The 23,224-nt window shown below is 72.1% G+C and carries 22 protein-coding genes and 1 pseudogene; 10 read left to right on the forward strand and 13 right to left on the reverse strand.

Translation table 11 applies throughout. The features are described from left to right. Window positions 1–118: 118 nt before the first annotated feature. The 3 genes and pseudogenes from ACFVQG_RS00160 to ACFVQG_RS00170 all read left to right on the forward strand — a co-directional run bounded on the left by ACFVQG_RS00160 (window position 119) and on the right by ACFVQG_RS00170 (window position 3,306). Window positions 119–1,776: pseudogene (locus ACFVQG_RS00160) on the forward strand (serine/threonine-protein kinase). 40 nt (window positions 1,777–1,816) lie between these two features. After that, complete coding sequence (locus ACFVQG_RS00165) at window positions 1,817–2,803, forward strand: LLM class F420-dependent oxidoreductase (protein WP_383375010.1); 987 nt, start codon at window positions 1,817–1,819, stop codon at window positions 2,801–2,803. A gap of 107 nt (window positions 2,804–2,910) precedes the next feature. Further along, window positions 2,911–3,306: an SsgA family sporulation/cell division regulator gene (locus ACFVQG_RS00170; RefSeq protein ID WP_383376474.1), complete on the forward strand. Its 396-nt coding sequence runs from the start codon at window positions 2,911–2,913 to the stop codon at window positions 3,304–3,306. 4 nt (window positions 3,307–3,310) lie between these two features. Here ACFVQG_RS00170 and ACFVQG_RS00175 read toward each other — a convergent pair whose 3' ends face one another. From ACFVQG_RS00175 to ACFVQG_RS00195, 5 genes are all read right to left on the reverse strand, one after another. After that, the gene (locus tag ACFVQG_RS00175) at window positions 3,311–3,808 is read right to left on the reverse strand and encodes a DUF6328 family protein (RefSeq protein WP_383375012.1); all 498 of its coding nucleotides are present in this window, start codon (window positions 3,806–3,808) and stop codon (window positions 3,311–3,313) included. 75 nt (window positions 3,809–3,883) lie between these two features. After that, complete coding sequence (locus ACFVQG_RS00180; RefSeq protein ID WP_383375015.1) at window positions 3,884–4,867, reverse strand: aldo/keto reductase; 984 nt, start codon at window positions 4,865–4,867, stop codon at window positions 3,884–3,886. Window positions 4,868–4,871: 4 nt separating this feature from the next. Then, entirely contained in the window at window positions 4,872–6,104 is a 1,233-nt protein-coding gene (locus ACFVQG_RS00185; RefSeq protein ID WP_383375017.1) for an FAD-dependent monooxygenase, read from the reverse strand. Window positions 6,105–6,153: 49 nt separating this feature from the next. Beyond that, window positions 6,154–6,867 carry a ribonuclease H gene (locus tag ACFVQG_RS00190; RefSeq protein WP_383375019.1) on the reverse strand — a complete coding sequence of 238 codons (714 nt, stop codon included), beginning with the start codon at window positions 6,865–6,867 and terminating at the stop codon, window positions 6,154–6,156. 48 nt (window positions 6,868–6,915) lie between these two features. Continuing rightward, window positions 6,916–7,716, reverse strand: coding sequence for a VOC family protein (locus tag ACFVQG_RS00195; protein WP_383375021.1), 801 nt, complete (start codon window positions 7,714–7,716; stop codon window positions 6,916–6,918). Window positions 7,717–8,303: 587 nt separating this feature from the next. Here ACFVQG_RS00195 and ACFVQG_RS00200 point away from each other — a divergent pair. Genes ACFVQG_RS00200 through ACFVQG_RS00210 form a run of 3 tightly spaced genes read left to right on the forward strand, consistent with a single transcriptional unit; the run spans window position 8,304 to window position 11,710 of the window. Then, the gene (locus tag ACFVQG_RS00200) at window positions 8,304–9,761 is read left to right on the forward strand and encodes a family 2B encapsulin nanocompartment shell protein (protein ID WP_383375023.1); all 1,458 of its coding nucleotides are present in this window, start codon (window positions 8,304–8,306) and stop codon (window positions 9,759–9,761) included. Further along, window positions 9,758–10,813, forward strand: coding sequence for a family 2 encapsulin nanocompartment cargo protein terpene cyclase (locus ACFVQG_RS00205; protein WP_383375025.1), 1,056 nt, complete (start codon window positions 9,758–9,760; stop codon window positions 10,811–10,813). The genes ACFVQG_RS00200 and ACFVQG_RS00205 overlap by 4 nt, the downstream gene beginning before the upstream one ends. 21 nt (window positions 10,814–10,834) lie before the next feature. Next, window positions 10,835–11,710: a geranyl diphosphate 2-C-methyltransferase gene (locus ACFVQG_RS00210; RefSeq protein ID WP_383375028.1), complete on the forward strand. Its 876-nt coding sequence runs from the start codon at window positions 10,835–10,837 to the stop codon at window positions 11,708–11,710. Between the two features lie 124 nt (window positions 11,711–11,834). On the opposite strand, the gene ACFVQG_RS00215 is transcribed toward ACFVQG_RS00210, so the two are convergent. After that, on the reverse strand, window positions 11,835–12,317 hold the full coding sequence (locus tag ACFVQG_RS00215; protein WP_383375030.1) for a VOC family protein: 483 nt from the start codon (window positions 12,315–12,317) through the stop codon (window positions 11,835–11,837). Window positions 12,318–12,525: 208 nt separating this feature from the next. Between ACFVQG_RS00215 and ACFVQG_RS00220 the strand changes: the two genes are divergently transcribed. Together ACFVQG_RS00220 and ACFVQG_RS00225 are read left to right on the forward strand one after the other, a co-directional pair. Further along, entirely contained in the window at window positions 12,526–13,179 is a 654-nt protein-coding gene (locus ACFVQG_RS00220) for an ATP-dependent Clp protease proteolytic subunit (RefSeq protein ID WP_383375032.1), read from the forward strand. Window positions 13,180–13,181: 2 nt separating this feature from the next. Beyond that, the gene (locus ACFVQG_RS00225) at window positions 13,182–13,784 is read left to right on the forward strand and encodes a ClpP family protease (protein ID WP_383375034.1); all 603 of its coding nucleotides are present in this window, start codon (window positions 13,182–13,184) and stop codon (window positions 13,782–13,784) included. A 37-nt stretch (window positions 13,785–13,821) separates the two neighbouring features. Here the strand turns inward: ACFVQG_RS00225 and ACFVQG_RS00230 are convergent, their stop codons facing one another. Then, entirely contained in the window at window positions 13,822–14,319 is a 498-nt protein-coding gene (locus tag ACFVQG_RS00230; RefSeq protein WP_383376476.1) for a helix-turn-helix domain-containing protein, read from the reverse strand. Window positions 14,320–14,647: 328 nt separating this feature from the next. On the opposite strand from ACFVQG_RS00230, the gene ACFVQG_RS00235 reads away from it, so the two are divergent. Beyond that, window positions 14,648–15,535, forward strand: a complete 888-nt coding sequence (locus ACFVQG_RS00235) for an RNA polymerase sigma factor SigF (protein ID WP_383375036.1) — start codon at window positions 14,648–14,650, stop codon at window positions 15,533–15,535. 47 nt (window positions 15,536–15,582) lie between these two features. On the opposite strand, the gene ACFVQG_RS00240 is transcribed toward ACFVQG_RS00235, so the two are convergent. Then, window positions 15,583–16,038 (reverse strand): ATP-binding protein, encoded by a 456-nt coding sequence (locus ACFVQG_RS00240; RefSeq protein ID WP_383375038.1) that lies wholly within the window; start codon window positions 16,036–16,038, stop codon window positions 15,583–15,585. A gap of 98 nt (window positions 16,039–16,136) precedes the next feature. Continuing rightward, complete coding sequence (locus tag ACFVQG_RS00245) at window positions 16,137–17,300, reverse strand: DUF6777 domain-containing protein (RefSeq protein WP_383375040.1); 1,164 nt, start codon at window positions 17,298–17,300, stop codon at window positions 16,137–16,139. Window positions 17,301–17,469: 169 nt separating this feature from the next. Between ACFVQG_RS00245 and ACFVQG_RS00250 the strand changes: the two genes are divergently transcribed. After that, window positions 17,470–18,744 (forward strand): streptophobe family protein, encoded by a 1,275-nt coding sequence (locus ACFVQG_RS00250; RefSeq protein WP_383375042.1) that lies wholly within the window; start codon window positions 17,470–17,472, stop codon window positions 18,742–18,744. Here ACFVQG_RS00250 and ACFVQG_RS00255 read toward each other — a convergent pair. From ACFVQG_RS00255 to ACFVQG_RS00270, 4 genes are all read right to left on the reverse strand, one after another. Then, window positions 18,738–19,736 (reverse strand): serine/threonine-protein kinase, encoded by a 999-nt coding sequence (locus ACFVQG_RS00255; protein WP_383375044.1) that lies wholly within the window; start codon window positions 19,734–19,736, stop codon window positions 18,738–18,740. The genes ACFVQG_RS00250 and ACFVQG_RS00255 overlap by 7 nt on opposite strands. After that, on the reverse strand, window positions 19,733–20,281 hold the full coding sequence (locus ACFVQG_RS00260; protein ID WP_383375046.1) for a hypothetical protein: 549 nt from the start codon (window positions 20,279–20,281) through the stop codon (window positions 19,733–19,735). The genes ACFVQG_RS00255 and ACFVQG_RS00260 overlap by 4 nt, the downstream gene beginning before the upstream one ends. 3 nt (window positions 20,282–20,284) lie before the next feature. Beyond that, window positions 20,285–22,621 carry an FHA domain-containing protein gene (locus tag ACFVQG_RS00265; RefSeq protein ID WP_383375048.1) on the reverse strand — a complete coding sequence of 779 codons (2,337 nt, stop codon included), beginning with the start codon at window positions 22,619–22,621 and terminating at the stop codon, window positions 20,285–20,287. Window positions 22,622–22,696: 75 nt separating this feature from the next. After that, window positions 22,697–23,107: a hypothetical protein gene (locus ACFVQG_RS00270; RefSeq protein ID WP_383375050.1), complete on the reverse strand. Its 411-nt coding sequence runs from the start codon at window positions 23,105–23,107 to the stop codon at window positions 22,697–22,699. Window positions 23,108–23,224 lie beyond the last annotated feature (117 nt).

Raw genomic sequence — 23,224 nt, forward strand, 5'->3', positions numbered from 1 at the left:
GTTTCGTCAAGAGGGCGGTTTCTGAGGAAAGTTGAGCCCGAAAGGGCCGCCGCGTTGAACACCCGGCCGCACCGCCCCCGTACCACTGGGAAAGGGTGAGGCCGGCGTTCAGCGAGGGATGACCATGGGCGAGGCGCACGTCACCGCGGACGAGTCGGTCGCCGGGCGGTACCGGCTGCTGGAGGTCGTCCACGGCGAGACCAACCGCGTGTGCTGGTACGGCGAGGACACCCGGACCGGGCGCCCCTGTCAGGTGACCCGGATCGGGCTGCCGCCGGACACCGGCGGGGAGGTGGCGCGCCGGGCCGTCGGCCGGGTGATGCGCACCGCCGAGGCCATGGCGCTGAGCTGTCCCGGCCGGATCGCCAACGTCCTGGACGCCGTCGCGGAGCCGGAGGCGGAGGCGCTGTGGATCGTCACCGAGTGGGTCACCGGCGTCCCGCTCGGGGAACTCCTCGCGGAACAGGGCACCTTCCACTATGTGCGGGCGGCGCGGATCGGGCTCGAACTGCTCGACGTGCTGGAGGCCGCGCATGTCGCGGGCATCACCCACGGGGAACTCAGCCCCGGCCAGGTGCTGGTGCCCGAGCGGGGCCCGGTGGTCGTCGCCGGGTTCGGGCTGGCGGGCGCGACCCTCGCGCCCCGGCTCACGGCACCGTCGTACGCCTCCCCCGAGCAGGCCCGTGACGAGCGCGTCGGCCCCGCCGCCGATCTGTGGGCGCTGGGCGCGATCCTCTACACCATGGTCGAGGGACGGCCGCCGTTCCGGGAGCGGGGCCGGTTCGAGACCACGCTCAAGGGTGTGGACCGGCTGCCGCTGCGCACCCCGCTGCGGGCCGGGCCGGTCCGCTCACCCGGGCCGTGCAGGGGCTGCTGCGCAAGGACGGCCGGGAGCGGCTGACCCGGCCGGTGGTCCGCGAAGCGCTGACCCGGGCGCTGCGCGAGGACGCCGACGCCGCGCTGCCCGCCGCGCCCGTGCCCCGGCTGCGCCGCGCCTACACCGCCGCCCGGCACGCCGGGCGGGGCTGGAGCAGACGGTCCATGGTCGCCGGGACGACGCTGGCGGTGGTCACCGTCGCGGTCGCCGTCCTGGTCACCACCCACCAGCTGACCCGCACCGACAGTACCGCCGCCGGTACCCGGCCCCGGCCGTCCGCCACCCCGACCGACACCCCGTCGCGCCCGTCCCCCTCCCCCTCCCCCACCCCTTCGCCCACCGCCACCGCGTCCCGCCCGCCCGCGCCCGCCGCCCCGCCGACGCCGACGCCGTCCGCGCCCCCGCCGTCCGTCTCCCCGTCGCCGACCGCCCTGCCGCTCGGGTTCCGCCGCTACGACGCCCCCGAGGGGTTCTCCGTCGCCCTTCCCGAGGACTGGGAGCCGCTGCGCACCACCCGCGTGTCGGATGTCGCGTACCGCGTCGTGCTCGGCGCGCCGGACGATCCGCGCACCCTGACCGTGACCTACAGCGAGCGCCTGGGCCCGGACCCGGTGGCCGTCTGGCGCGACGACGTGCAGCCGGACCTCGCGCGGACCGGCGGCTTCCGGCGGATCGGCGACATCCGGGCGACCACGTACCAGGGCCGCCGGGCCGCCGACTTCGAGTGGCTCGCCCAGGCTCGCGGCACCGAGCTGCGCACCTTCGGCCGGGGCTTCCTGGTCGGGGAGGGCCGTGGTTTCTCGCTGCGCTGGACGACGCCCGCCGACGACTTCGGCGACACCGCGAACCGCCAGGCCCTGGAGGTCTTCCTGCGCACCTTCCGGGGTGTCTCGAGCTGATCCCGTTTCCCCTTCCGAACCCCTGGGGACTCGCGGACGTATGGTGCGAATCGGATACACGATGATGACCGAGCAGACCGGCCCCCGTGAGCTGGTCAACCATGTCGTGAAGGCCGAGGAGGCGGGTTTCGACTTCTCCGTGACCTCGGACCACTACTTTCCGTGGCTGCGCTCGCAGGGGCACTCGCCGTACGCGTGGAGCGTGCTCGGCGCCGCCGCGCAGGCGACCCGGGACATCCCGCTGATGACCTATGTGACCTGCCCGACCTTCCGCTACCACCCGGCGGTGGTGGCGCAGAAGGCGGCGACCATGCAGCTGTTGTCACAGGGCCGCTTCCGGCTCGGTCTCGGCTCCGGGGAGAACCTCAACGAGCACGTGATCGGCGGCGGCTGGCCGTCGGTCGACATCCGGCACGAGATGATGGAGGAGGCGGTCGGGATCATCCGGGACCTCTTCCAGGGCGGCCATGTGAACCACCGGGGCCCGCACTTCGACGTCGAGTCGGCCCGGCTGTGGGACCTGCCCGACGAGCCGCCGCCGATCGGCATCGCCGTCTCCGGGGAGAACTCCTGCGAACTCGCGGGCAGGCTGGCGGACCTGGTCATCGCCACCGAACCGAAGCCCGGCCTGCTCAGCTCCTTCGACCGGTACGGCGGCGCGGGCAAGCCGCGGGTGGGGCAGCTGCCGGTCTCCTACGACCCCGACCGCGACACGGCCGTCAAGCGGGCGCACGCCCAGTTCCGCTGGTTCGGCAACGGCTGGAAGGTGAACTCGGAGCTGCCGCACCCGGACTCCTTCGAGTCGGCCACCCAGTTCGTCACCACCGACGACGTCGCCGGTTCCATCCCGTGCGGCGACGACCCGGACGACTTCGTCGAGGCCGTACGGCCCTACGCCGAGGCCGGGTTCACCGAGATCGCCCTGGTGCAGATCGGTGGCGAGGTCCAGGAGCCGTTCCTGGACTGGTCGAAGAAGACGCTGCTGCCCGCGCTGCGGGAAGCCTTCGGCCATCACCCGGGCGGCTGAGCATCTTGTGCCTGAGGCGGGTTACCCGGAGTGCAGAGTCCCGCGCTTTCGCGTCCGCACTCAGAAAGGGCCCTGTCGTGAAACCCCTCGTGCACCAGACCCTGGTCATGCAGCTTCAGGCGGGCGACACCGATCGCTTCCCGGTGCTGACCCACCTCAGCTACGACGCCGACGATCCGTTCGCCGTCACCGCGGTGTTCAGTCACGACGGCCGGGTGCTCGCCCGCTGGCGGCTGGACCGGCAGATGCTCGCCGACGGGCTGCGCGGTCCCGTCGGAGTGGGCGACGTCCGGTTCAGCCCCACGGGCAGCAGCCGGTGGGAGGAGCTGCGGATGGAGTTCTTCGGGGACGCCCATCCGGACGGCGCCCGCCACCACGCGGTGGTGTACGCGTGGGCTCCGGCCGTGTCCGCCTTCCTGCGCAAGACGTACGACGTCGTCGCGCCGGGCGGCGAGGAGGTCCATGTCGACGACTTCCTCGCCGAGGTCATCACCGACGGCTGAGCGGTCAGCGGCTGGTGTGCCGGTGCCGGGTCCAGAACGGCAGCGCGTACCAGCACAGCAGGTACCAGAGCAGTATCCCGGTGACCAGCCACGGCACGTACGGGTCGTGGGTCGCCACCCGCAGGATGAGCAGCAGTGAGCAGGTCATGGTGGCGAGCAGCAGCACCAGGCCGACATGGGTGAGCCGGGACGCGAGCTGCACCGCCTGCGGCTTCACCCGGCGGCCGGAGACGATGCGGTGCAGCGACACGGGGCCTATCAGCGCCCCGGTCGCGGCGGCGCCCAGCACCACGGTGACGATGTAGATCGCCTGGTCGGAGTCGGCGAGCTGGCGGTAGATCGGTGTGAAGACGACGGTGAGGAGAAAGCCGAACAGGATCTGCACTCCCATCTGAGCGACCCGGACCTCCTGGATCAGCTCCTGCCACATCCGGTCCGCTCTCTCCTCCTCCGTCTCGTTGCGCCCCCTCGTCCTTGTGACGCTGTGGTCCGAGTCGGCCACGGTTTCCTCCCGGTGCGAGCGACCTCAGTTCCGTGTCACAACGGGTTCCCCGTGGGGGCGCTTTGTGTCAGCCCATCACCAGCGGTGTTCGACCTGCTCGCGGATGCGCCGGTCGTACAGGTCCCGGATCGCCTCCAACGTCTCCGGCGGCAGCGCGGGAACGGCCGCCGCGGCGGCGTTGGCGCGGGCCTGCTCGGGCGAGCGGGCACCGGGGATGACGGTGGTGACGCCGGGCTGCTGGATGATCCAGCGCAGCGCGAGCTGGGCCGGGGTGCAGCCCTCGGGGGCGAGGGCCGCGAACTCGGCGGCGGCCTCCACACCGGTGGCGAAGTCGACGCCGGAGAAGGTCTCGCCCTGGTCGAAGGCCTCGCCGTGCCGGTTGTAGGTGCGGTGGTCGTTGGCCGCGAAGACGGTGTCCCTGGTGTACTTGCCGGACAGCAGGCCGGAGGCGAGCGGCACCCGGGCGATGATCCCGACGCCCGCCTCGGCGGCGGCCGGGAGCACCTGGCGCAGCGGCTTCATACGGAACGGGTTGAGGATGATCTGCACGCTGGCCACGTGCGGCCGGGCGATCGCGGTCAGCGCCTCCTCGCAGGTCTCCACGCTGACGCCGTAGGCGGCGATGCGCTCCTCCGCGACCAGGGTGTCCAGGGCGTCGTACACCTCGTCGGAGGAGTAGACGGGGGTGGGCGGGCAGTGCAGCTGCACCAGGTCGACGCGGTCCACGCCGAGGTTGCGGCGGGAGCGGTCGTTCCAGGCGCGGAAGTTGTCGAGGACGTAGTTCTCGGGGATCTGGTCGACGCGGCGGCCCATCTTGGTGGCGACCAGCACGTCGAGGTCCGGCCTGCCGCGCAGGAACGTGGCGATGGTCTGTTCGCTGCGTCCGTCGCCGTAGACGTCGGCGGTGTCGAAGAAGGTGACTCCCGCCTCGGCCGCCGCGTCCAGCACCGCGAGGGCGTCCTTCTCGTCGACGTCGCCCCAGTCGGCGCCCAGCTGCCAGGTGCCGAGGCCGATGACGGACGCCTGCTGGCCCAGCCTTTTCATTGAACGTTCTTCCATGGCGTCAGTCTGTCATCCGCTGCTGGGAGCGTTCACGGGAGGAGAGCGTTCGGGTGTGGACGGTGCGGGCGAGCGCCGGGCCGAGGCGGCGCTTGAGGCGGCGCACGGCGGTGAGGCGTCCGGCGGCACGGTCCAGGCGGTGGTAGAGGCGGGGCGGGACGTGCGGCAGCAGGGGTGAGTGGCGCTGGCCGAGGAGCGCGAACATCTGGTCGGGCGGCAGGTCGACGTAGCGGGACAGGTTCTCGTACCACTGGGCGCTGTAGCGGGCGGCGCTCTGCGCGGGCAGGATGGCCGCCTTGCGCCGCCGCTCGTAGTGGGCGAGGGCGTCCGGGAGGGCGCGGTGCTCGCGCAGGGCGGCGGCCAGGGCCAGGGCGTCCTCCAGGGCGAGGGTGGTGCCCGCGCCGATGGAGTAGTGGGTGGTGTGGGCGGCGTCGCCGATCAGGACGAGGTTGTCGCGGTGCCAGGTGCGGTTGGTGAGGGTGCGGAAGGTCAGCCACCGGGTGGCGGGGCGGGCGATGAGGCGGTGGCCGTCGAGGGCGTCGGCGAAGAGGTCCTCCAGCAGGGCGAGTCCGTCGGCCTCATCGGCCCGGTCCAGGCCGAGGCCGGTGAGGGTCTCGGGGGCGCACTCGACGACGCACGTGCTGCGGTCGGGGCCGTAGCCGTAGCCGTAGCACCAGATCCAGCCGTGCGCGGTCTCGGTGAAGGCGAAGGTGAAGGCGTCGAAGACCTTGGTGGTGCCGAGCCAGATGTAGCGGTTGCGGCCCGCGGTGAGCCGGGTGCCGAAGTGGTCGGCGTGGCGGGTGCGCAGGGCGCTGCGGACGCCGTCGCCCGCCACCACCAGGTCGGCCCAGGCCGGTGGGTCGTCGGCGGTGATCTCGTGGCCGTGTTCGAGGCGTACGCCGAGGGAGCGGGCGCGGGCCGCGAGGATCTCCAGGAGCCGGTGGCGTCCGATGCCGAAGCCCTGGTCGCCGGGGTGCCGGGTGGTGGTGCCCCGGAGGTGCGCGACGCCCTCGGACCAGGTCAGCGAGGCGGCGGCGACGGCGCGCGCCGACTCGGGGTCATGGGCCTCGAGCCGGTCGAGGAGTCCGCGCCAGTAGGTGACGCCCCAGCCGTAGGTGGAGCCCTCCGGGTCGCGTTCGTGGACGGTGATGTCGTGGGACGGGTCCTGGAGCTTCAGCAGGATCGACAGATACAGTCCGGCGGGCCCGCCGCCGACGCAGGCGACCTTCACGCGCACCTCTCACCCGTCACTCGGTGAAGTCATCTCGCGACGGAAGGTAGCACTATTATCCGGCTGCGGCGGTACGGCACTCCGGGTGGCCCCAGCCCTGCGCGTTCTTGGCGATCTGCTCGCCCGCCGCATAGGAACGGCCGCAGACACAGCGGCCGGGGAACTTCGCCTTGATGGTGCGCGAGGAGCCCCCGCCCTTGGCCTTGGAACCGGCGGACCCACCTCCGGCGGGCTTGCGGCGCGGGCCCTTGGCGGGCGGGGTGTCCGGCGAGGGCGGCGGCTCCGGCGAGCCGAGGTCGCTGCCCGCGGCCTCCTGGGCGAGGGCGGCCTGGCTGGCGGCGCGGTCGGCGAAGTCGTTCAGCGGGTCACCGTCGACCTGGTGGGCGGGGACGTAGCGGAACTCGACGTCACGCCCGCCGAGCAGTTCGTCGATCCGGACGACGAGTTCCTGGTTGGCGACCGGCTTTCCGGCGGCGGTGCGCCAGCCGTTGCGCTTCCAGTTCGGCAGCCAGGTGGTGACCGCCTTCATCGCGTACTGGGAGTCCATCCGGACCTCCAGCGGTACGCCGGGGTCGGTGGCCACCAGCAGGCGTTCCAGGGCGGTCAGTTCCGCGATGTTGTTGGTGGACCTGCCGAGCGCGCCGGACTCCCAGCGCACCGGGGTCTCCTTCTCGTCCGCGACGACCCAGGCCCAGCCCGCCGGTCCGGGGTTTCCCTTCGCGGCCCCGTCGCACGCGGCCACCACACGTTCACGCATGCGTCCGATCATGCCACGGCGGGCGGGGCCGGTGGTCGCCGAGGGCCTGGGCCGGTCCGTTCAGGACACGTCGGTGGTCTGCGGGAACTCGCCCGCGGTGGTGGAGGTGTCGATCACCGAGAAGTTGGCGCCCTGCGGGTCGCTGAGCGCGGCGAACCGCCCGAAGGGGGTGTCCATCGGCCCGAACCGGAGGGTGCCGCCGAGCTGGGTGGCCTTCGAGACGGCGTCGTCGCAGTCGCTGACGCCGAAGTACACGTTGATGTACGGCGGCACCGTGGGCGGGAAGTCCTCGGTCATCTTCATCCGGCCCAGCACGCTCTGGTCCCCGAGGTCGAAGATCCGGAAGTCGACCGCGTCGTCCTGCATCTGCTTGGCGCGGTAGCCGAAGACGGCCGGGAAGAACGCGTCCGATTTCTCCGGTTCGCGGGTGAAGACCTCGGCCCAGGTGTACGCGCCGTGCTGGCCCATCGACGTGTCGAAGCCCTCGTGGGTGCCGGACTGCCAGACGCCGAAGACGACGCCGCCGGGGTCGCGGGCCAGGCACATGGTGCCGAACTCGGCGACCTGCATCGGCTCCATCAGCACCTCGCCGCCGTTGTCGCGGATCTTCCGCGCGATGGCGGCGGCGTCCTGGGCGGCGAAGTAGAGACACCACTGCGACTGGCCCTCCTGGCCGGGCATCGGCGGTACGACAGCGGCGGCGGCCTTCCCGTTCGCGTAGGCCTCGGTGTAGTTGCCGAACTCCGTCGACGCCTCGCCGAAGGTCCAGCCGAGGACCTCACCGTAGAAGGTCTTCGCCCCCTCCACGTCGGTGAACATCGCGTCGGCCCAGCAGGGGGTGCCCTCAGGTTGCACGGCCATGGCTGCGGTCCTCTTCCGTTCGGTGGTCTGTCCGCATCCTCACGCTAGCCACCCGCCGACCGGGCCGCGCGGCGAAACCGCGGGGCGCTCGTGCGCCCTGTGCGCCGGTGCCCCGGGGAGGGCCGACCGGCGCGCGGGCACGTCAGGGGGCGGGGTCCGCTCCACCCAGCGGCTTCGCACCTCCACGCGGCGAACCCGCCCCCTTCACGCGGTACCCGCCCAGCGCACCGCCTGTTTCCCTGGAACCTGCGCCCCATGCCCTCCGCATGCGTGGACGCCCCGCCGCCACCGCTGGCCCGAGCGCCCGTTGCCACGGCCCAGGTCAGGGCAGGCCAACCCCCCACCGCCGCTACGACCCACCCGCACACTCCCCCCACCGACGCCCACCGGGCGACCCCGCACGTCGTCTCGGCGGCCTCAGCCGTGACCGGTGACCGCGGGGGCCGCCGTAGGCACCGGCAACCGTGTCACGGCGCGGACCACCACATCACCCGCCCCGGCCGCCCACAGGCCTGCGCGGCCTCACCCCCTACCCCCCGACCGTTCCGTCACCCCGTACGCACCCCGTACCGCTCCCGGGAGGGAATGTGTCCGCACCCGATGGCGCCACCGGTCCGGCGACCGGCGACCCCGCGCCCGAGCCCGTCACCGAGACGACCACCGAGGCTCCGCCGCTGACCAGTCTCAGTACGCAGGCAGCCCGACAGCTCACGACGACCACCAAGTCCGTCCCCCAGATGCAGGCGATCAGCTCGCGGTGGCTGCTGAAGATGCTGCCGTGGGTGGACGTCAAGGGCGGCACCTACCGCGTCAACCGGCGGCTGCAACTGCGCGTCGGCCGCGGCCGGGTGCAGTTCGAGCAGAACGGGGCCGACGACATCCGTGTCATCCCCGAGACGCTGACCGAACTGCCGGTCCTGCGCGGCTACGCCGACCTCGACGTCCTCAAGGAGATCGCCACGCACTTCCAGATCCGGGAGGTGCGGTCCGGTGAGGTCCTCTTCGAGGCCGGGCAGCCCGTCACCGAGACGTATCTGGTGGCGCACGGCCGCTTCACCCGCTACGCCACCGGCAAGTACGGCGAGGAGGAGGTCGTCGGGGTCGTCAGCGACGGGGACCAGATGGGCGACGAGGCCATCGGCCAGGCCGACCCGCTGTGGCTGACGTCCGTGCGGGCGGAGACCGCGGGCGTGGTCCTGGCGCTGCCCTGGGAGGTCGTCACCGAGTTCACCGACCGGGTGCCGTCCTTCGCCGCGCACCTGGAGGCGTTCGTCGAACGGCACCGCAAGCCCATGAACCGCAAGGGCGAGGCCGATGTCCCGGTGCAGGCCGGGCATGTGGGCGAGCCGGTGCTGCCGGGCGGCTTCGTCGACTACGAACTCGCCCCGCGTGAGTACGAACTGTCCATCACCCAGGGCGTGCTGCGGGTGCACAGCCGGGTCGCCGACCTCTACAACCACCCGATGAACCAGACCGAGCAGCAACTGCGCCTCACCGTTGAGGAGATCCGCGAACGCCAGGAGTGGGAGCTGGTCAACAACCGGGAGTTCGGGCTGCTGCACAACGCCGACTACGGGCAGCGCATCAGCACCTTCACCGGACCGCCCACCCCGGACGACCTCGACGAGCTGCTGTCCATGCGCCGCAAGACCCGGCTCCTGCTCGCGCACCCGAAGGCGATCGCGGCCTTCTTCCGGCAGTGCAACCGGCGCGGCCTGGTGCCCGGCACGGTGAACGTCGACGGCCACGAGGTCCCGGCCTGGCGGGGCGTGCCGATGTTCCCCTGCAACAAGATCCCCGTCAGCGACCAGCACACCAGCAGCATCATCGCGCTGCGCACCGGGGAGGCCGACCAGGGCGTGGTGGGCCTGTACCAGACGGGCCTGCCCGAGGAGTTCCAGCCGGGGCTGAACGTGCGGTTCATGGGCATCGACACCACCGCGATCATCAGCTACCTCGTCACCGCCTACTACTCGATCGCCGTCCTGGTGCCGGACGCGGCCGGAATCCTGGAGAACGTCCAGATCGGGCGGATGCCGGAATGAGCGCGCCGCCGCCCGCGACCGGTCCGTCACCGTTCCGGCCGCCCGGCCCGCCGAGCCTGGTGGGGACCGTGCACGCCCGGCGGAGCGGGGCGGTCCCCGGGTTGCGGTACCGGCCCGCCGTACCCCCCGACCCCGTCAAGGTGGCGGAGGTCGACCGCAGGCTGGAGGCCTGGGCCCGCGATCTCGAACTGTTCCCCGAGGAGTGGTACGGGGACTTCGCGGGGTTCCAGTTCGGGCGCGCCGTGGTGCTCCAGCACCCCGGGGCGCTGGACCTGGACCGCCTCACCGTCGCCGGTGAGCTGCTGCTCGCCGAGAACATCGTCGACGACTGCTACTGCGAGGACCGCGGCGGTTCCCCGCGCGGCCTGGGCGGACGGCTGGTGCTGGCCCAGTCGGCGCTGGACCCGTTCCACGCCACGCCGGAGCTGGAGGAGCTGTGGCGGTCCGGAACGCGGGCGGACGGGCCCCTGAGGTCGTACCACTCGGCCCTGGAGGACTACGCGGGGTTCGCCACGCCCAGCCAGGTGGCGCGGTTCGTGCACGACGCCGCCCGGCTGCACCTCGGCTATCTCGGCGAGGCCGCGTGGGCGGAGGTCCGGTATGTGCCGCGGGTCTGGGAGTACCTGGTGATGCGGCAGTTCAACAACTTCCGCCCCTGTCTGTCGCTGGTGGACGCGGTGGACGGCTACGAACTGCCCGAGGCCCTCTACGCCCGGCCGGAGATCCAGCGGGTCACCGCGCTCGCCTGCAACGCCACCACCCTCGTCAACGACCTGTACTCCTTCACCAAGGAACTGGCCAACGACCCCGACCATCTGAACCTGCCGCAGGTGATCGCCGCCAACGAGCACTGCGGGCTGAAGTCCGCCTATCTGAAGGCCGTCGACATCCACAACGAGATCATGGACGCCTTCGAGGAGGAGTCCGCGGCGCTGTCCGCCACCTCGCCCCTGGTCGCCCGCTATCTCACGGGCCTGGCGGCCTGGGTGTCCGGCAACCACGAGTGGCACGCCACCAACTCCCACCGGTACCACCTGCCGAACTACTGGTAACACCAAGCACAAGGAGCGCCGTTGACCACCGCCGACCCAGGCACCGCGGCCGTACCGGTGCCGACCCAGTCGACGTACCAGACCCGTGTCGCGGACTACTGGAACGCCGAGGAGAACCCGGTCAACCTAGAACTCGGAAAGCTCGACGACCTGTACCACCACCACTACGGCATCGGGAACGCCGACCGGTCGGTGCTCGACGAACCCGACCCGGACCTGCGCCGGGAGCGGATCACCGCGGAACTGCACCGCCTCGAACACGCCCAGGCCGAGCTGCTCGCCTCCTGTCTGGGCCCGCTCACCCCCGCCGACCGGGTCTTCGACGCGGGCTGCGGACGCGGCGGCGGCAGCGTGGTGGCGCATCTGCGCTACGGCTGCCAGGCCGACGGCGTCACCATCTCCGCCAAGCAGGCCGACTTCGCGGGCGCGCAGGCCCGTAAGCGCGGCATCGACGACAAGGTGCGCTACCACCACCGCAACATGCTCGACACCGGCCTGCCCTCGGGCGCGTACGCGGCGTCGTGGAACAACGAGTCCACGATGTACGTCGAACTGGACCTGCTGTTCGCCGAGCACGCCCGGCTGCTGCGCCGGGGCGGACGGTACGTGGTGATCACCGGCTGCTACAACGACACCTACGGGCAGGCCTCGCGCGAGGTGTCCCTGATCAACGCCCACTACATCTGCGACATCCATCCGCGCTCGGCGTACTTCCGGGCGCTGGCCCGCAACCGGCTGGTGCCGGTGCACGTCCAGGACCTGACCGAGGCGACGCTGCCGTACTGGGAGCTGCGCAAGGAGGCGGACCATCTGGTCACCGGAATCGAGGAAACGTTCCTGGCGGCCTATCGCAACGGCAGCTTCCAGTATCTGCTGATCGCCGCCGACCGCGTCTGAGAGGGAGGGGGCCCGGGTGACGGGCCCCGTTCCCGTGTGTGTCAGCGCAGGGCGCGCGGGTCCGCGTGCAGCCGGGACCTTCCGGGACGCGGTGGGCGGACGACGGCGAGTGGGCGCGGGCGCCTCACCCGCCCGCGTGGGCCTTCTCCAGGGCGGCGATGTCGAGCTTGCCCATCGCCAGCATCGCCTGGGTGGCACGGGCGGCCTTCACCGGGTCGGAATCGCCGATCAGGGCGGGCAGCCGCTCCGGGATGACCTGCCAGGACACCCCGAACCGGTCCTTCAGCCAGCCGCACGGGCCGGGCTCGCCACCGCCCTCGACGAGCCGGGACCAGTAGTGGTCGATCTCCTCCTGGTCGTCGCAGAAGATCTGGAAGGAGATCGCCTCGTTGAACTTGAACTGCGGTCCGCCGTTGAGCGCGACGAACCGGTGGCCGTTGGCGGTGAACTCCACGGTCATGACGCCCCCGGCGGGACCCATCGCGCCCTCGGCGTAGCGGACGACCTCTCCGATGCTGGAGTCCTTGAAGACCGAGACGTAGAACTCGGCGGCCTCCTCGGCCTGCCCGTCGAACCAGAGACAGGTGGTGAATCCATCGCGGCTCATGTGCGGTACCTCCTGGGAGACAACGGTGTGGAACGCGGTCATCTGTATCGACCCCCGCCGTCCCCGAAACTCATCGCTCCCGTCGCGACCGCTCTGCCGTCGGCGAATCTGCCACGGGCCTAGAAAGCCCCGGCGGCCCCCCGCCCCGGCCCACAGTGGACCCCGACCGGTCACGACAGCGACGGCTACGACGACGAGGAGCGACTCGATGTCTCCACTCACCACGGGCCCGGCCCGGGGCCTGCTGCCCCGGGCCGAGGAGGGCGACACCCCTCCCAACCGGCTCGACGACCAGCTCGCCGCCCAACTCCTCGGCCAGCGGATCGTGCTGCTCGGCACCCAGGTCGACGAGGTCTCCGCGAACCGGGTCTGCAGCCAGCTGCTGATCCTCTCGGCGGAGGACCCGCGCACCGACATCAGCCTGTTCATCAACAGCCCCGGCGGCTCGGTCCACGCGGGCCTGGCCATCTACGACACCATGCGGCTGATCCCCAACGACGTCTCGACGCTCGCCATGGGGTTCGCCGCCAGCATGGGGCAGTTCCTGCTCAGCGTCGGCACGCACGGCAAGCGGTACGCGCTGCCCAACGCGCGGATCATGATGCACCAGCCGTCCGCGGGCATCGGCGGCACCACCGCGGACATCGAGATCCAGGCGGACAACCTCGAGTTCACCAAGCGGACCATCGAGCGGATCACCGCCGAGCACACCGGGCAGAGCCCGGAGACCATTTCCCGCGACGGTGACCGCGACCGCTGGTTCACCGCCGAGGAGGCCAGGGAGTACGGCATGGTGGACCGGGTCGTCGAGTCGTTCGCCGACGTCCGCCCGGCCGCCGCACGGCGACGGATGGGGCTGTAGGCATGGGGACGTACACGATTCCGAACGTGGTCGAGCGGACCCCGCAGGGCGAGCGGTCCTACGACGTGTTCTCCAGGCTCCTGTCGGAGCGGATCATCTTCCTCGGCACCGAGATCGACGACGGCGTGGCCAATGTCGTCATCGCCCAACTGCTCCATCTGGAGTCGTCGGCGCCCGAGCAGGAGATCGCGATCTACCTCAACTCACCCGGTGGATCGTTCACCTCACTGATGGCGATCTACGACACGATGACCTTCGTGCAGGCGCCGATCTCGACGTTCTGCGTCGGTCAGGCGGCCTCGACGGCGGCCGTGCTCCTGGCGGGCGGGGATGCCGGGCGGCGGTTCGTGCTGGAGCACTCGCGGGTGCTGCTGGGCCAGCCCGCGACGGGCGGGCAGCGCGGCATGATCTCCGATCTGGCGCTCCAGGCCAAGGAGATGGTGCGCATCCGCGGCCAGGTGGAGGAGGTGCTCGCCCGGCACACCCACCACGACATCGCGACCCTGCGCGCCGACATGGACCGCGACAAGGTGTTCACCGCGCACGAGGCGGTGGCGTACGGGCTGGCCGACGAGGTGCTGAGCAGGCGTCTCGCCCCGGTCTGAGACCGTCTCCGGCCGGGGCGGGACACCGCGGGTGGGTTCAGGCCACCAGGCACAGTCCGCCGTACGGCGTGCCGCCCGGGCCGCGGCCGCCGGTCGTCCGGGTCTGGCTGGTGACCCGGGTCAGCTCCTCGTGGGCCAGCGACAGCAGGTCGCCGAGGCCCAGGCCGAGGGCGTGGGCGGCGGCCGCGAGGACCTCCGAGGAGGCCTCCTTGCGGCCGCGCTCCACCTCCGACAGATACGGCATGGAGATCCGGGCGGCGTCGGCGACGTCCTTGAGCGTGCGCTCCTGCGCCAGCCTCTCCCGGCGCAGGACGTCTCCGACCAGGTCACGCCACAGGGGTTCGCGCACGGCCGGACCCCGGTGGGGCGGCGGCACGGCGTGCGGGCGTACCGGCGCTGGTCGTACCGGCTCGGGGCGTGCGGACTGCGGCCGTAGGGGCTCCGGCCGCACCGGCCGCGGGCGTGCGGACTCCGGTCGTACGGACTGCGGGCGCAGGGGAATGACGCGGGCTTCGTTCGGCGCTTGGCCGCTCACCTGGTTGCTCACCCCCTCAGCCTAGGAGTCCGTGGTGACACGGGAAGGGGGCGGCGTTCCGCCCTCGGTGGAATCCGCCGCCGCGAGGTGCCGGGCGCGACGACGGGTGCGGGTAGTTTCCGCCATCCCGGCGCACGGACCGCATGTGCCCCCGCACCCCGGGTATCCGGAGGGGGCGAACGTCGCGGCGGGCTCGGCGCGGTGTTCGCGGCACGATGCATAAGTCATCCGGTCCCGGGTACCTGGGGTCGGGCACCAGCGCCGCTGGTGCCGTATGCAATCGAGCCGAAAAGGCAGACGTCGAACCATGACTTTCCTGGGAGAGGCAATGGACACCGCCGTGATCCGGTCGGAGGCGAAGTTCACCGAGAACAGTGCCAAGGTCGGGATCGGAGAGGGACCGGTGCCGGAGGTCGTGGACGCCCGGACGATCGCGCCGCGCGACGCCCGGGAGCTGTCCCGCCAGTTCTTCAGGCGGCTGGCGGAACTGGAAGAAGGCACCCACGAGTACCAGTACGCCCGCAACACGCTGATCGAGATGAACGTGTCGCTGGTGCGCTTCGCCGCCGGGCGGTTCCGCGGCCGCGGCGACGACATGGAGGACATCGTCCAGACCGGGATGATCGGCCTGATCAAGGCGATCGACCGGTTCGAACTGGCACGCGAGGTCGAGTTCACCTCCTTCGCGCTGCCCTATATCGTCGGCGAGATCAAACGATTCTTCCGTGACACCACCTGGGCGGTGCACGTCCCGCGACGGCTCCAGGAGCTGCGGGTGGAGCTGGCCAAGGCGCGCGAGGAGCTGGCCAGCAGGCTGGACCGGGAGCCGACGGTGGCCGAGCTGGCCACCCTGATGAACATCACGGAGAACGAGGTCGTCGAGGCGCAGATCGCCTCCAACGGCTACAACTCCGCCTCCCTGGACGCGGCCCTGACCGGCGACGGGCCGGAGTCCGGCGAGGCGGTCCTCGCCGACTTCATCGGGGTCGAGGAACACGGGCTGCGGCTCGTGGAGGACTTCCAGTCACTGGCCCCGCTGATGGCGGAACTCGACGAACGGGACCGTCAGATCCTGCACATGAGGTTCGTGGAAGAGGCGACCCAGGCCGAGATCGGCGAGCGGCTGGGCTGCTCCCAGATGCATGTCTCCCGGCTGCTGAAGCGGATCATCGTCCGGCTCCGCGAGGGGATGCTCGGCGAACTGGGCTGCGCGTGAGCGGCCGTTCCTCGAGCCGATAGTCCTCGAGCCGATAGTCCTCAGACCTAGTCGCCGTCGAGCCGCAGTACCGCCCGCACCCGCTTGCCGACCGGTACGCGCTCGACGGCGACTTCCTCGGCCACCGCGTGGACGATCTCCAGGCCGTGGCGTCCGATGCGCTCGGGGTCGCGCGGGTAGCGCAGGGGTACGGCGTCGCTGCTGTCGTAGACCGAGACCGCGACCGCCCGGTCCGTGCCCTCCAGCTCCAGGATGTACGGCCCGTTGCTGTGCCGGTCGGCGTTGGTGACCAGCTCGCTCACCACCAGCAGCGCGGAGCCCTCGGAGCGCTCGCCGATGTCGGCGCACCACTCCGTCCTGAGCTGCTCGAGAAAGAGCGCGGCGAACGCGCGCGCCTCCGCGATGCTGCCGGTCTCGCCGGTGAAGTGGGCCGCGCGCCACAGTGGTTCCACCGGCACGTCGAAACCAGTCGGTACCACTGCCCCGTCCCGGTGGTCGATCATGCGTGTTCTCTCTTCGGAGCCGGCCTGGCCGGACGATGTTGCACCAGTCCTCGTACCCCGAGCCGGGCCACCCAGTCCAGGGTGGGGTGACTCGGTCGTCACACACCCGGTTCGGCCGACGTCGGCGTGCCGGGGTCGTCGGGCGTCCCGGGGCTCTCCGGGGCGGGCGCGGAGGTGGTGGTGGTGTCGGTGTCCGGCGGGGGCGGCTCCGGCGAGGTCCCGGGCGACGTCGGTTCCCCGGGGGTGGTGCCGGGGCTCTCCGGCTCGTTCGTGGTGGTCTGCGGCGCGGTGGGGGTGGTGGGGGTCGTCGACGGGGTGGGCGAGCCCTTCGGGGGCTTGGTCTCGTGGTCCTTGCCGCCGGTGTCACCGCGGTGGCGGCCGAACCAGTCGTCGCGCTCGTCGTCGTACAGCTTGAAGACCTTCACGGGCTCGGGCGCGGGCTCGACCACGACGACGTTCGAGGACCGGTACGACGGCCAGGAGTCGCCGATCGGCTTCGGTGCGGTCCGCTGCTCGACCGGATCGGTGAGCGGGTTGCCGCAGGCACAGCGCACCCGGGGCAGGCCGCGGTCGTTGACGAGGACGGCGGTACCGGCCTGGAGGACGGCCTGGTAGCTGGTGGCCTTGCCGTCGCGGTAGCCGTGGTTGGTGACACGGGTGTCCATCCGCAGTTGCACCGGGGTGAGCGAGCGCAGGTAGGCGGGGACCTCGGAGGGTTCGACCCCGGCGACGGAGGCGAAGGCCCGGTTCTTCTCCGGGTCGTCCTGGAGGTACCGCACCTGTTTCTCGACGTCGCAGCTGGCCGTGTCCCGGGTGCCGCCGTAGAGGCCGGGGGCGCCGCCGTTCACGCCGCGCACGGTGTTGGCGGGGGTGGACTCGGTGGTCTTCGGGGAGGGGGTGGCGGGCGGGGCGGAGCTGTCCTCGGCGGTGGACTCGGTGAACGGGTCGGGGCCGGACTTGCCCGCGGCCGTGAGGAAGACCTCGCCGTCGTCGGAGGCGCTGTCGGAGCCGCCGCCCCCGCCCGGGCGGGTGACGACGACGGCGATGATCACGGCGGCGACCACCGCGGCGGTGATGGCGGCGACCCGGGGCACGGAGCGCCACCAGGGCCGCTGGGGGCCGGGTTCGGGCCCGGGTCCGGGGCCGGGCGGGCCGCCGCCGGGAGGCGGTGAGGGCGGGCCGGAGGGCGGCTGCGAGGAGCCGGACAGCGGGCCGGAGGGGGGACCTGTGGGGCGGCCGGACGACGGCGGTTCGACGCTCACTCAGCTCTCTTCTTCCCGACGTGGGGCCGACGGGCCCCGGTTCAACCCCCCACCTGGACTGGTGTCCGCCTTGAGTCCATTGTCTGCCCGGGTCCCGTGCCCCTCGCAAGCCGACGCGGACGGACCTCCCGGCGGGCGCGCCGGATCAAGGCTGCTTAGCGTGGCAACCGTGAGCGTGCGAACCCCTTCCGACCAGGCCGTCGCCCGGCACGGCTGGGCCGAGGCCCTTCTCACCACGCTGGCGGGGCTGATCGCCATGGGGGTGGTGGCCGCCCTCGGGCTGTGGGCGGCGGGCGCGACGGATCTGCCGGACGGCGCGTTCCCCCGGGTCGTCGCGGCGACGGTCGTCACGGCCGTCGGCGGAAGTGTGCGGCTGTCCGGGGACGCCGGGGGGCTCGCGGAGACGGACGCGGGGCTGACCGTGCTGCCGCTGTCCGTCACCCTGACCGGCGCGCTGGTGATCGCCGCCGGTTTCCTGCGTCCGCTGCGGCACCGGGCGGTGGTGGGTACCGGGGAACTGGCCGGGTGGGCGGGCCGGATCGCGGTGCTGTGGCTGCTCGGGGTGCTGGGTCTGGCCCTCGGCGCGCGGCAGACCTTCGTGATCGACCTCGGCGACGACACGCTCGGCGACATCGGTGACCTGTTCGGCGTCCGTCCCGAGGTGGGGTTCACCACGAACGTGCCGCTGACGCTGCTGTTCGGGCTGCTGTGGCTGGCGGGGGTGCTGATCCTGGCGCTGCTGGTGTCGCGCGCCCCGCTGCCCGCGCGGCTGCTGCGGTTCCAGGAGTCGGTGCGCCCGGCCGCGTACGCCATGGTCGCCCTGCTGCTCGCCTACGTCGTGCTGGGCGTCGTCATCGGTCTGGTGGTCGCGGCGACGCGCGGCCATGCCACGGAGACGTTCGCGGTGCTGTTGCTCGGCCTGCCGAACCTGGTGTGGCTGGCGCTGACGATCGGGCTGGGCGCCACCTGGAACGGCAGGGTGGAGGGGCCCTTCGGGCTGCCGATGCCGCGGTTGCTGGACCAGGTGCTGCGGGTGCCCGACATCGCCGAGCTGAACCTCGGCACCCTCTCCGAGCACGACGGCCGGGTGTGGTGGCTGCTGGTCGCCGACGCGGTGCTGCTGCTGGCGGCGGCGTTCCTGATGGCCGCCCGCTCCCCGGCCCGCGTCCGGCCCTGGCAGCACGCCCTGCACATGGCGGTCGCGCTCGCCCTGACGGTGCTCATGCTCTGCCTGATCTGCCGGATCTCCGCCCACTACGGCCTCTCCGTCCTCGGCATCGGCGACCTGGGCGGCGGCCTGGCCGGTGACCTGTTCCTGCGCCCGCGCGTGTGGTCGGCCCTGGGCCTCGCCCTGCTGTGGGGCCTGGTGACCGGCTTCCTGGGGGCGCTGCTGGCGGGGGCGCTGGGCCGTCGACGGGGCGCGGTGGCGGCCGGGGGTCAGTAGGCGCGGCGCTGGAACACCGGTTCCGCCCAGCGCGGCGGGGGTTTCGGGGCGTCCTCTCGTGGGGGTACGGCCGACCGGTCGACCTGCGTCGGGGGGTGGCCGCCGGGCTGGGGGGCGGAGCGGGCCGCGTCGCGCAGGGCCGTGACGAAGGCGAGGCAGGACTCGTGGCGGTCCTCGGGGCTCTTGGACATGGCCTGGGCGAAGACGGGGTCGACGGCCGGGGGGAGGTCGGGGCGTCCGGCGGTCAGGAGCGGGGGGTCGTCGTACTGGTGGGCCCAGAGCAGGGCCATGTCGTCGTCGCGGCGGAAGGGCGGGTGGCCGGTGAGGAGCTCGTGGACGACGCAGGCGAGGGCGTAGACGTCGCAGCGGCCGTCGACGGGGCGGCCGGAGATCTGCTCGGGGGCGATGTAGTCCAGGGTGCCGACGAACTGGCCGACGCGGGTGAAGCCGGTCAGCGACAGCGACTTCTTGGTCAGGCCGAAGTCGGTGAGGTAGACGTGCTCGGGGTGGTCGCTGTCGGTGCCGCGGGCGACCAGGACGTTGCCGGGTTTGACGTCCCGGTGGACCAGGCCGTGTTCATGGGCGGCGTCCAGCGCGGAGGCCACCTGGGTGGCGATGCGCAGGGCGGTGCCGGGCGGCAGCGGGCCCGCGCGGTCGAGCAGGTGGCGCAGGTCGCTGCCGGGGACGTAGCGCATGGCGATGTAGAGCACGCCGTCCGTCTCGCCCGCCTCGAAGACCGGCACGATGTGCGGATGGTCGATCGCGGCGGCAACCCGGGACTCCCGGGTGAAGCGCAGCCGGAAGGTGACGTTGCGGGCCAGTTCGGGGGCGAGCAGCTTCAGCGCGACGGTCCGCTCCAGGCGCAGGTCACGGGCGCGGTAGACGACGGCCATGCCGCCGTGGCCGATCTCCTCCTCGATGCGGTAACCGGCGATCTGGCGGCCGATCAGGTCGGAGGGCCGCCCGGAGAACGCGGTGCGCTCGTCGGTCATCGGCGTTCACCGTCGGGGCCGACGACCTGGGTCGGGGCGTAGCCGGGGTCCTCGGTGGTGTGTGGTGCCTCGTCGGGGGCGTAGGTGCTCAGCCGGGTGCCGTCGGTGTAGAGCCAGCGGCCCCGGTCGGCGTCGTAGAGCCAGAGGGAGTCGCCGTCGGCCACCACGCCCAGGCGCAGTCCGCGGGTGCGGCCGTGGAAGGCCTCGCCGTCGAGACCGCCCGCCGCGAGGTCCTCCACCGCGGCCCGGTAACCGGCCAGGGCCTCTTCGGCGCGGGCGAGCAGGGGCCGCGGATCGGCGTCGGTGGCCAGCGGGCCGCCGGTGGTGGGCGGGTCGTCGGGGACGGCGACCAGGCAGCGGCCGTCGACCCAGGCGGACCAGCCGTTGGCGCACTCGACCCGCCCCCAGTCGCCGCGCCGCTCCGCGAGGTGGACCGGCAGCAGCGGGTCGAGGGACACGGTGGGGCGGTTCGGGTCGGGCGCCTCCCAGGCGGGCATGCCGTCCCTGGGGACGACGTGCGTGGGCCGGAATCCGGGGGTGCTCATCGGCTACTTCCGCATCACGTGGGGTTCGTGGCGGCGCAGCAGCCGGGCCACCACGAAGCCGAAGACCAGCGACAGCGCGACGAGCATCCCGATGTTGAGCAGCCACACGTCGGCGGCGTGCCGGAACAGCGGATCGTCGGTGATGTCGGTGGGCACGATGCGGGCGATGTCGATGGTCCCGGCCATCGCGCCGAGCGCCCACCGCGAGGGCACCAGCCAGGCCAGCTGCTCGAGCCCCGGCACACCGTCCAGCTGGAGCAGCGCGCCGCAGAAGACCACCTGCACGATGGCGAGCAGCACCAGCAGCGGCATCGTCACCTCCTCCTTGCGCACCAGCGCGGAGATGAGCAGCCCCAGCATCATGGCCGTGAAGGCGAGCAGGGCGACCGCCACGGTGATCTCCACAAGGGGCGGCATCACCACGCCCTTGCCGCCGGGCGCGTTGAGGTCGACGCCGAGCAGCGCGACCAGGGTGAGGACGACGGCCTGGAGCACGGTGATCGTGCCGAGCACGGCCACCTTGGACATCAGATACGCCGATCTGGACAGGCCGACGGCGCGTTCGCGCTGGTAGATCACGCGTTCCTTGACGATCTCGCGGACCGCGTTGGCCGCGCCGGTGAGCACCCCGCCGACGCAGAGGATCAGCAGCGCGTTCATCGCCGTACGCCGGGTCAGTTCGCCGCCCGCCAGGGCGCGGGCCATGGCGCCCATCACGAACGGCAGCGCGATCATGATGGCGAGGAAGGTGCGGTCGGCGCTCAGGGCCGCCGCGTACCGGCGCACCAGGGTGCGCAGTTGCCCGGTCCAGCCGCGCGGCCGGGGCGGCGGGCCGACCAGGACCGGTTCCTCGCGGGGCACCTGGGGCTGGGCGGTGGCCGTGACGTACTTGCGGTGCTGCGGCGAGTCGCGGAACTGCTCCGCCCACTCCCGGTCGTGGTCGCGTTCGAAGGCCTCGAAGGCCTCCGGCCACTCGGTGAAGCCGAAGTAGGACAGGGCCTCGGCGGGCGGGCCGTAGTAGGCGACCTTGCCGCCGGGCGCCAGGACGAGCAGCCGGTCGCAGACGTCCAGGCTCAGCACGCTGTGTGTGACGACGATGACCGTCCGGCCGTCGTCGGCGAGGCCGCGCAGCATGTGCATCACCGAGCGGTCCATGCCGGGGTCGAGGCCTGAGGTCGGCTCGTCGAGAAAGAGCAGGGACGGCTTGGTCAGCAGCTCCAGGGCCACGCTGACCCGTTTGCGCTGGCCGCCGGAGAGGCTGTGCACGGGCTGCCGGGCGCGCTCCTCCAGGCCAAGTTCGCGGATCACCTCGTCGACGCGTTCGCGGCGCTCGGCCTTGGCGGTGTCCTGCGGGAAGCGCAGTTCGGCCGAGTAGGTCAGGGCGCTGCGGACGGTCAGCTGGGTGTGCAGGATGTCCTCCTGCGGGACGAGGCCGATGCGCTGCCGCAGCTCGGCGTAGTCGTGGTAGAGGTCGCGGCCGTCGTACAGGACGGTGCCGTGGTCGGCGGGGCGCTGCCCTGTGAGGGCGTTCAGCAGGGTGGACTTTCCGGCGCCGCTCGGGCCGACGACCGCGAGCAGGCACTTCTCCCCCACCGGGAACGAGACGTGGTCGAGGAGCGTCTTGCGGCCGCGGTCGACGGCGACGGTGAGGTCCTGCACGTCGAGGGAGACCTCGCCGGTGTCGACGTACTGCTGGAGCTGGTCGCCGACGAGGCAGAAGTCCGAGTGGCCGACGCCGACGATGTCGCCCTGCCGGACGACGGCGTGCTCGTCGACCGGCAGGCCGTTGAGGTAGGTGCCGTTGTGGCTGCCGAGGTCGACGATCTCGTAGGTGCCGTCGGGGTGGGTGTGCAGTTCGGCGTGGTGGCGGGAGACGATCAGGTCGTCCACGACCAGGTCGTTGTCGGGGCCGCGGCCGATGCGGATGGTGCGGGTGGGCAGCGGGCGGACGCTGGTGGGTCTGCGGAAGGTGTGGGTCAGGGCGGGCTCGTGGACCGCGGAGGGGCGGTCCGCCGAGGGGACGGCCGGGCCGAGCACCACGGCGCGCGGGCCGTCGGTGGCGTTGCCGAAGCGGATCACGCTGCCGGGGCGGACGCCGGACTCGTGGACCCGGCGACCGTCGGCGTAGGTGCCGTTCGTGCTGTGTTCGTCGGCCAGCGTCCAGTGGTCGCCCTCGGGCCGCAGCACCGCATGGTGCCAGGAGACCCGGGAGTCGTCGAGGACGATGTCGCTGAGCGGATCTCGTCCGACGTGGTAGTCGCGGGTCGGGATCATCACCGTCGCGCCCGCCTCCGTCTCCAGGACGAGTTCGGGCGCGGTCGTTCCGGCGGGCTTCGCCATGCCTGGAATTCTACCGATTCACCCACTTATGCGCTTGGCCACCGGAGGGGTCGGCGACTCGCGGGCGGTCCCGCTTCAGGCGACCGGCACGACCAGCCCCGGAATGGTGCGCTGCATCCGCAGGGCGTCCACCGACTCCGCGAGAAGCTCGTACTCGGTGGTGTCATCACAGGTGGCGATCCGCACCAGTCGTCCGGCGGCCAACTCGTCGGCGACGCGTTCCTGTTGGGTGACGTCGGTGCACCAGGCGCGCAGCAGCGCCGGTACGTCGGCGACGGTCGGGGCGACGGGGACGAGGGCGCCCGGCGGGAACACCTCCCGCTCGGGGCTGAGGTCGAGCCGCTCGGCGATCCAGATGGCGCGATCCCGCAGCCACCACAGGGCCAGGGCCAGCGTGGGCGCCCGGTAGGTGCCGAGGGGGACGCCGATACGGCGCCCGTCACAGATCCCGTACGCGGTGACGTGGCACAGGAATTCGTCGTGCACGTTCGCCTCCCCCGATGCGTCGCTCGCTGCGGGCGGTGTGTTCCCTTCGTACGGCTCCTGTGCGTGAACTGTCCCTGACGTTGAGTATCTTCACTCTTGAACCAGTGTCACCACGCC

Source organism: Streptomyces sp. NPDC057877 (genome assembly GCF_042796855.1).
GTDB lineage: Bacteria > Actinomycetota > Actinomycetes > Streptomycetales > Streptomycetaceae > Streptomyces.

Coding starts and splice junctions, on each gene's coding strand:
- ACFVQG_RS00165 (WP_383375010.1), top strand. CDS start 1,817: ATGGTGCGAATCGGATACACGATGATGACCGAGCAGACCGGCCCCCGT.
- ACFVQG_RS00170 (WP_383376474.1), top strand. CDS start 2,911: ATGCAGCTTCAGGCGGGCGACACCGATCGCTTCCCGGTGCTGACCCAC.
- ACFVQG_RS00180 (WP_383375015.1), bottom strand. CDS start 4,867: ATGGAAGAACGTTCAATGAAAAGGCTGGGCCAGCAGGCGTCCGTCATC.
- ACFVQG_RS00190 (WP_383375019.1), bottom strand. CDS start 6,867: ATGATCGGACGCATGCGTGAACGTGTGGTGGCCGCGTGCGACGGGGCC.
- ACFVQG_RS00195 (WP_383375021.1), bottom strand. CDS start 7,716: ATGGCCGTGCAACCTGAGGGCACCCCCTGCTGGGCCGACGCGATGTTC.
- ACFVQG_RS00205 (WP_383375025.1), top strand. CDS start 9,758: ATGAGCGCGCCGCCGCCCGCGACCGGTCCGTCACCGTTCCGGCCGCCC.
- ACFVQG_RS00215 (WP_383375030.1), bottom strand. CDS start 12,317: ATGAGCCGCGATGGATTCACCACCTGTCTCTGGTTCGACGGGCAGGCC.
- ACFVQG_RS00220 (WP_383375032.1), top strand. CDS start 12,526: ATGTCTCCACTCACCACGGGCCCGGCCCGGGGCCTGCTGCCCCGGGCC.
- ACFVQG_RS00225 (WP_383375034.1), top strand. CDS start 13,182: ATGGGGACGTACACGATTCCGAACGTGGTCGAGCGGACCCCGCAGGGC.
- ACFVQG_RS00235 (WP_383375036.1), top strand. CDS start 14,648: ATGGACACCGCCGTGATCCGGTCGGAGGCGAAGTTCACCGAGAACAGT.
- ACFVQG_RS00240 (WP_383375038.1), bottom strand. CDS start 16,038: ATGATCGACCACCGGGACGGGGCAGTGGTACCGACTGGTTTCGACGTG.
- ACFVQG_RS00255 (WP_383375044.1), bottom strand. CDS start 19,736: ATGACCGACGAGCGCACCGCGTTCTCCGGGCGGCCCTCCGACCTGATC.
- ACFVQG_RS00260 (WP_383375046.1), bottom strand. CDS start 20,281: ATGAGCACCCCCGGATTCCGGCCCACGCACGTCGTCCCCAGGGACGGC.
- ACFVQG_RS00265 (WP_383375048.1), bottom strand. CDS start 22,621: ATGGCGAAGCCCGCCGGAACGACCGCGCCCGAACTCGTCCTGGAGACG.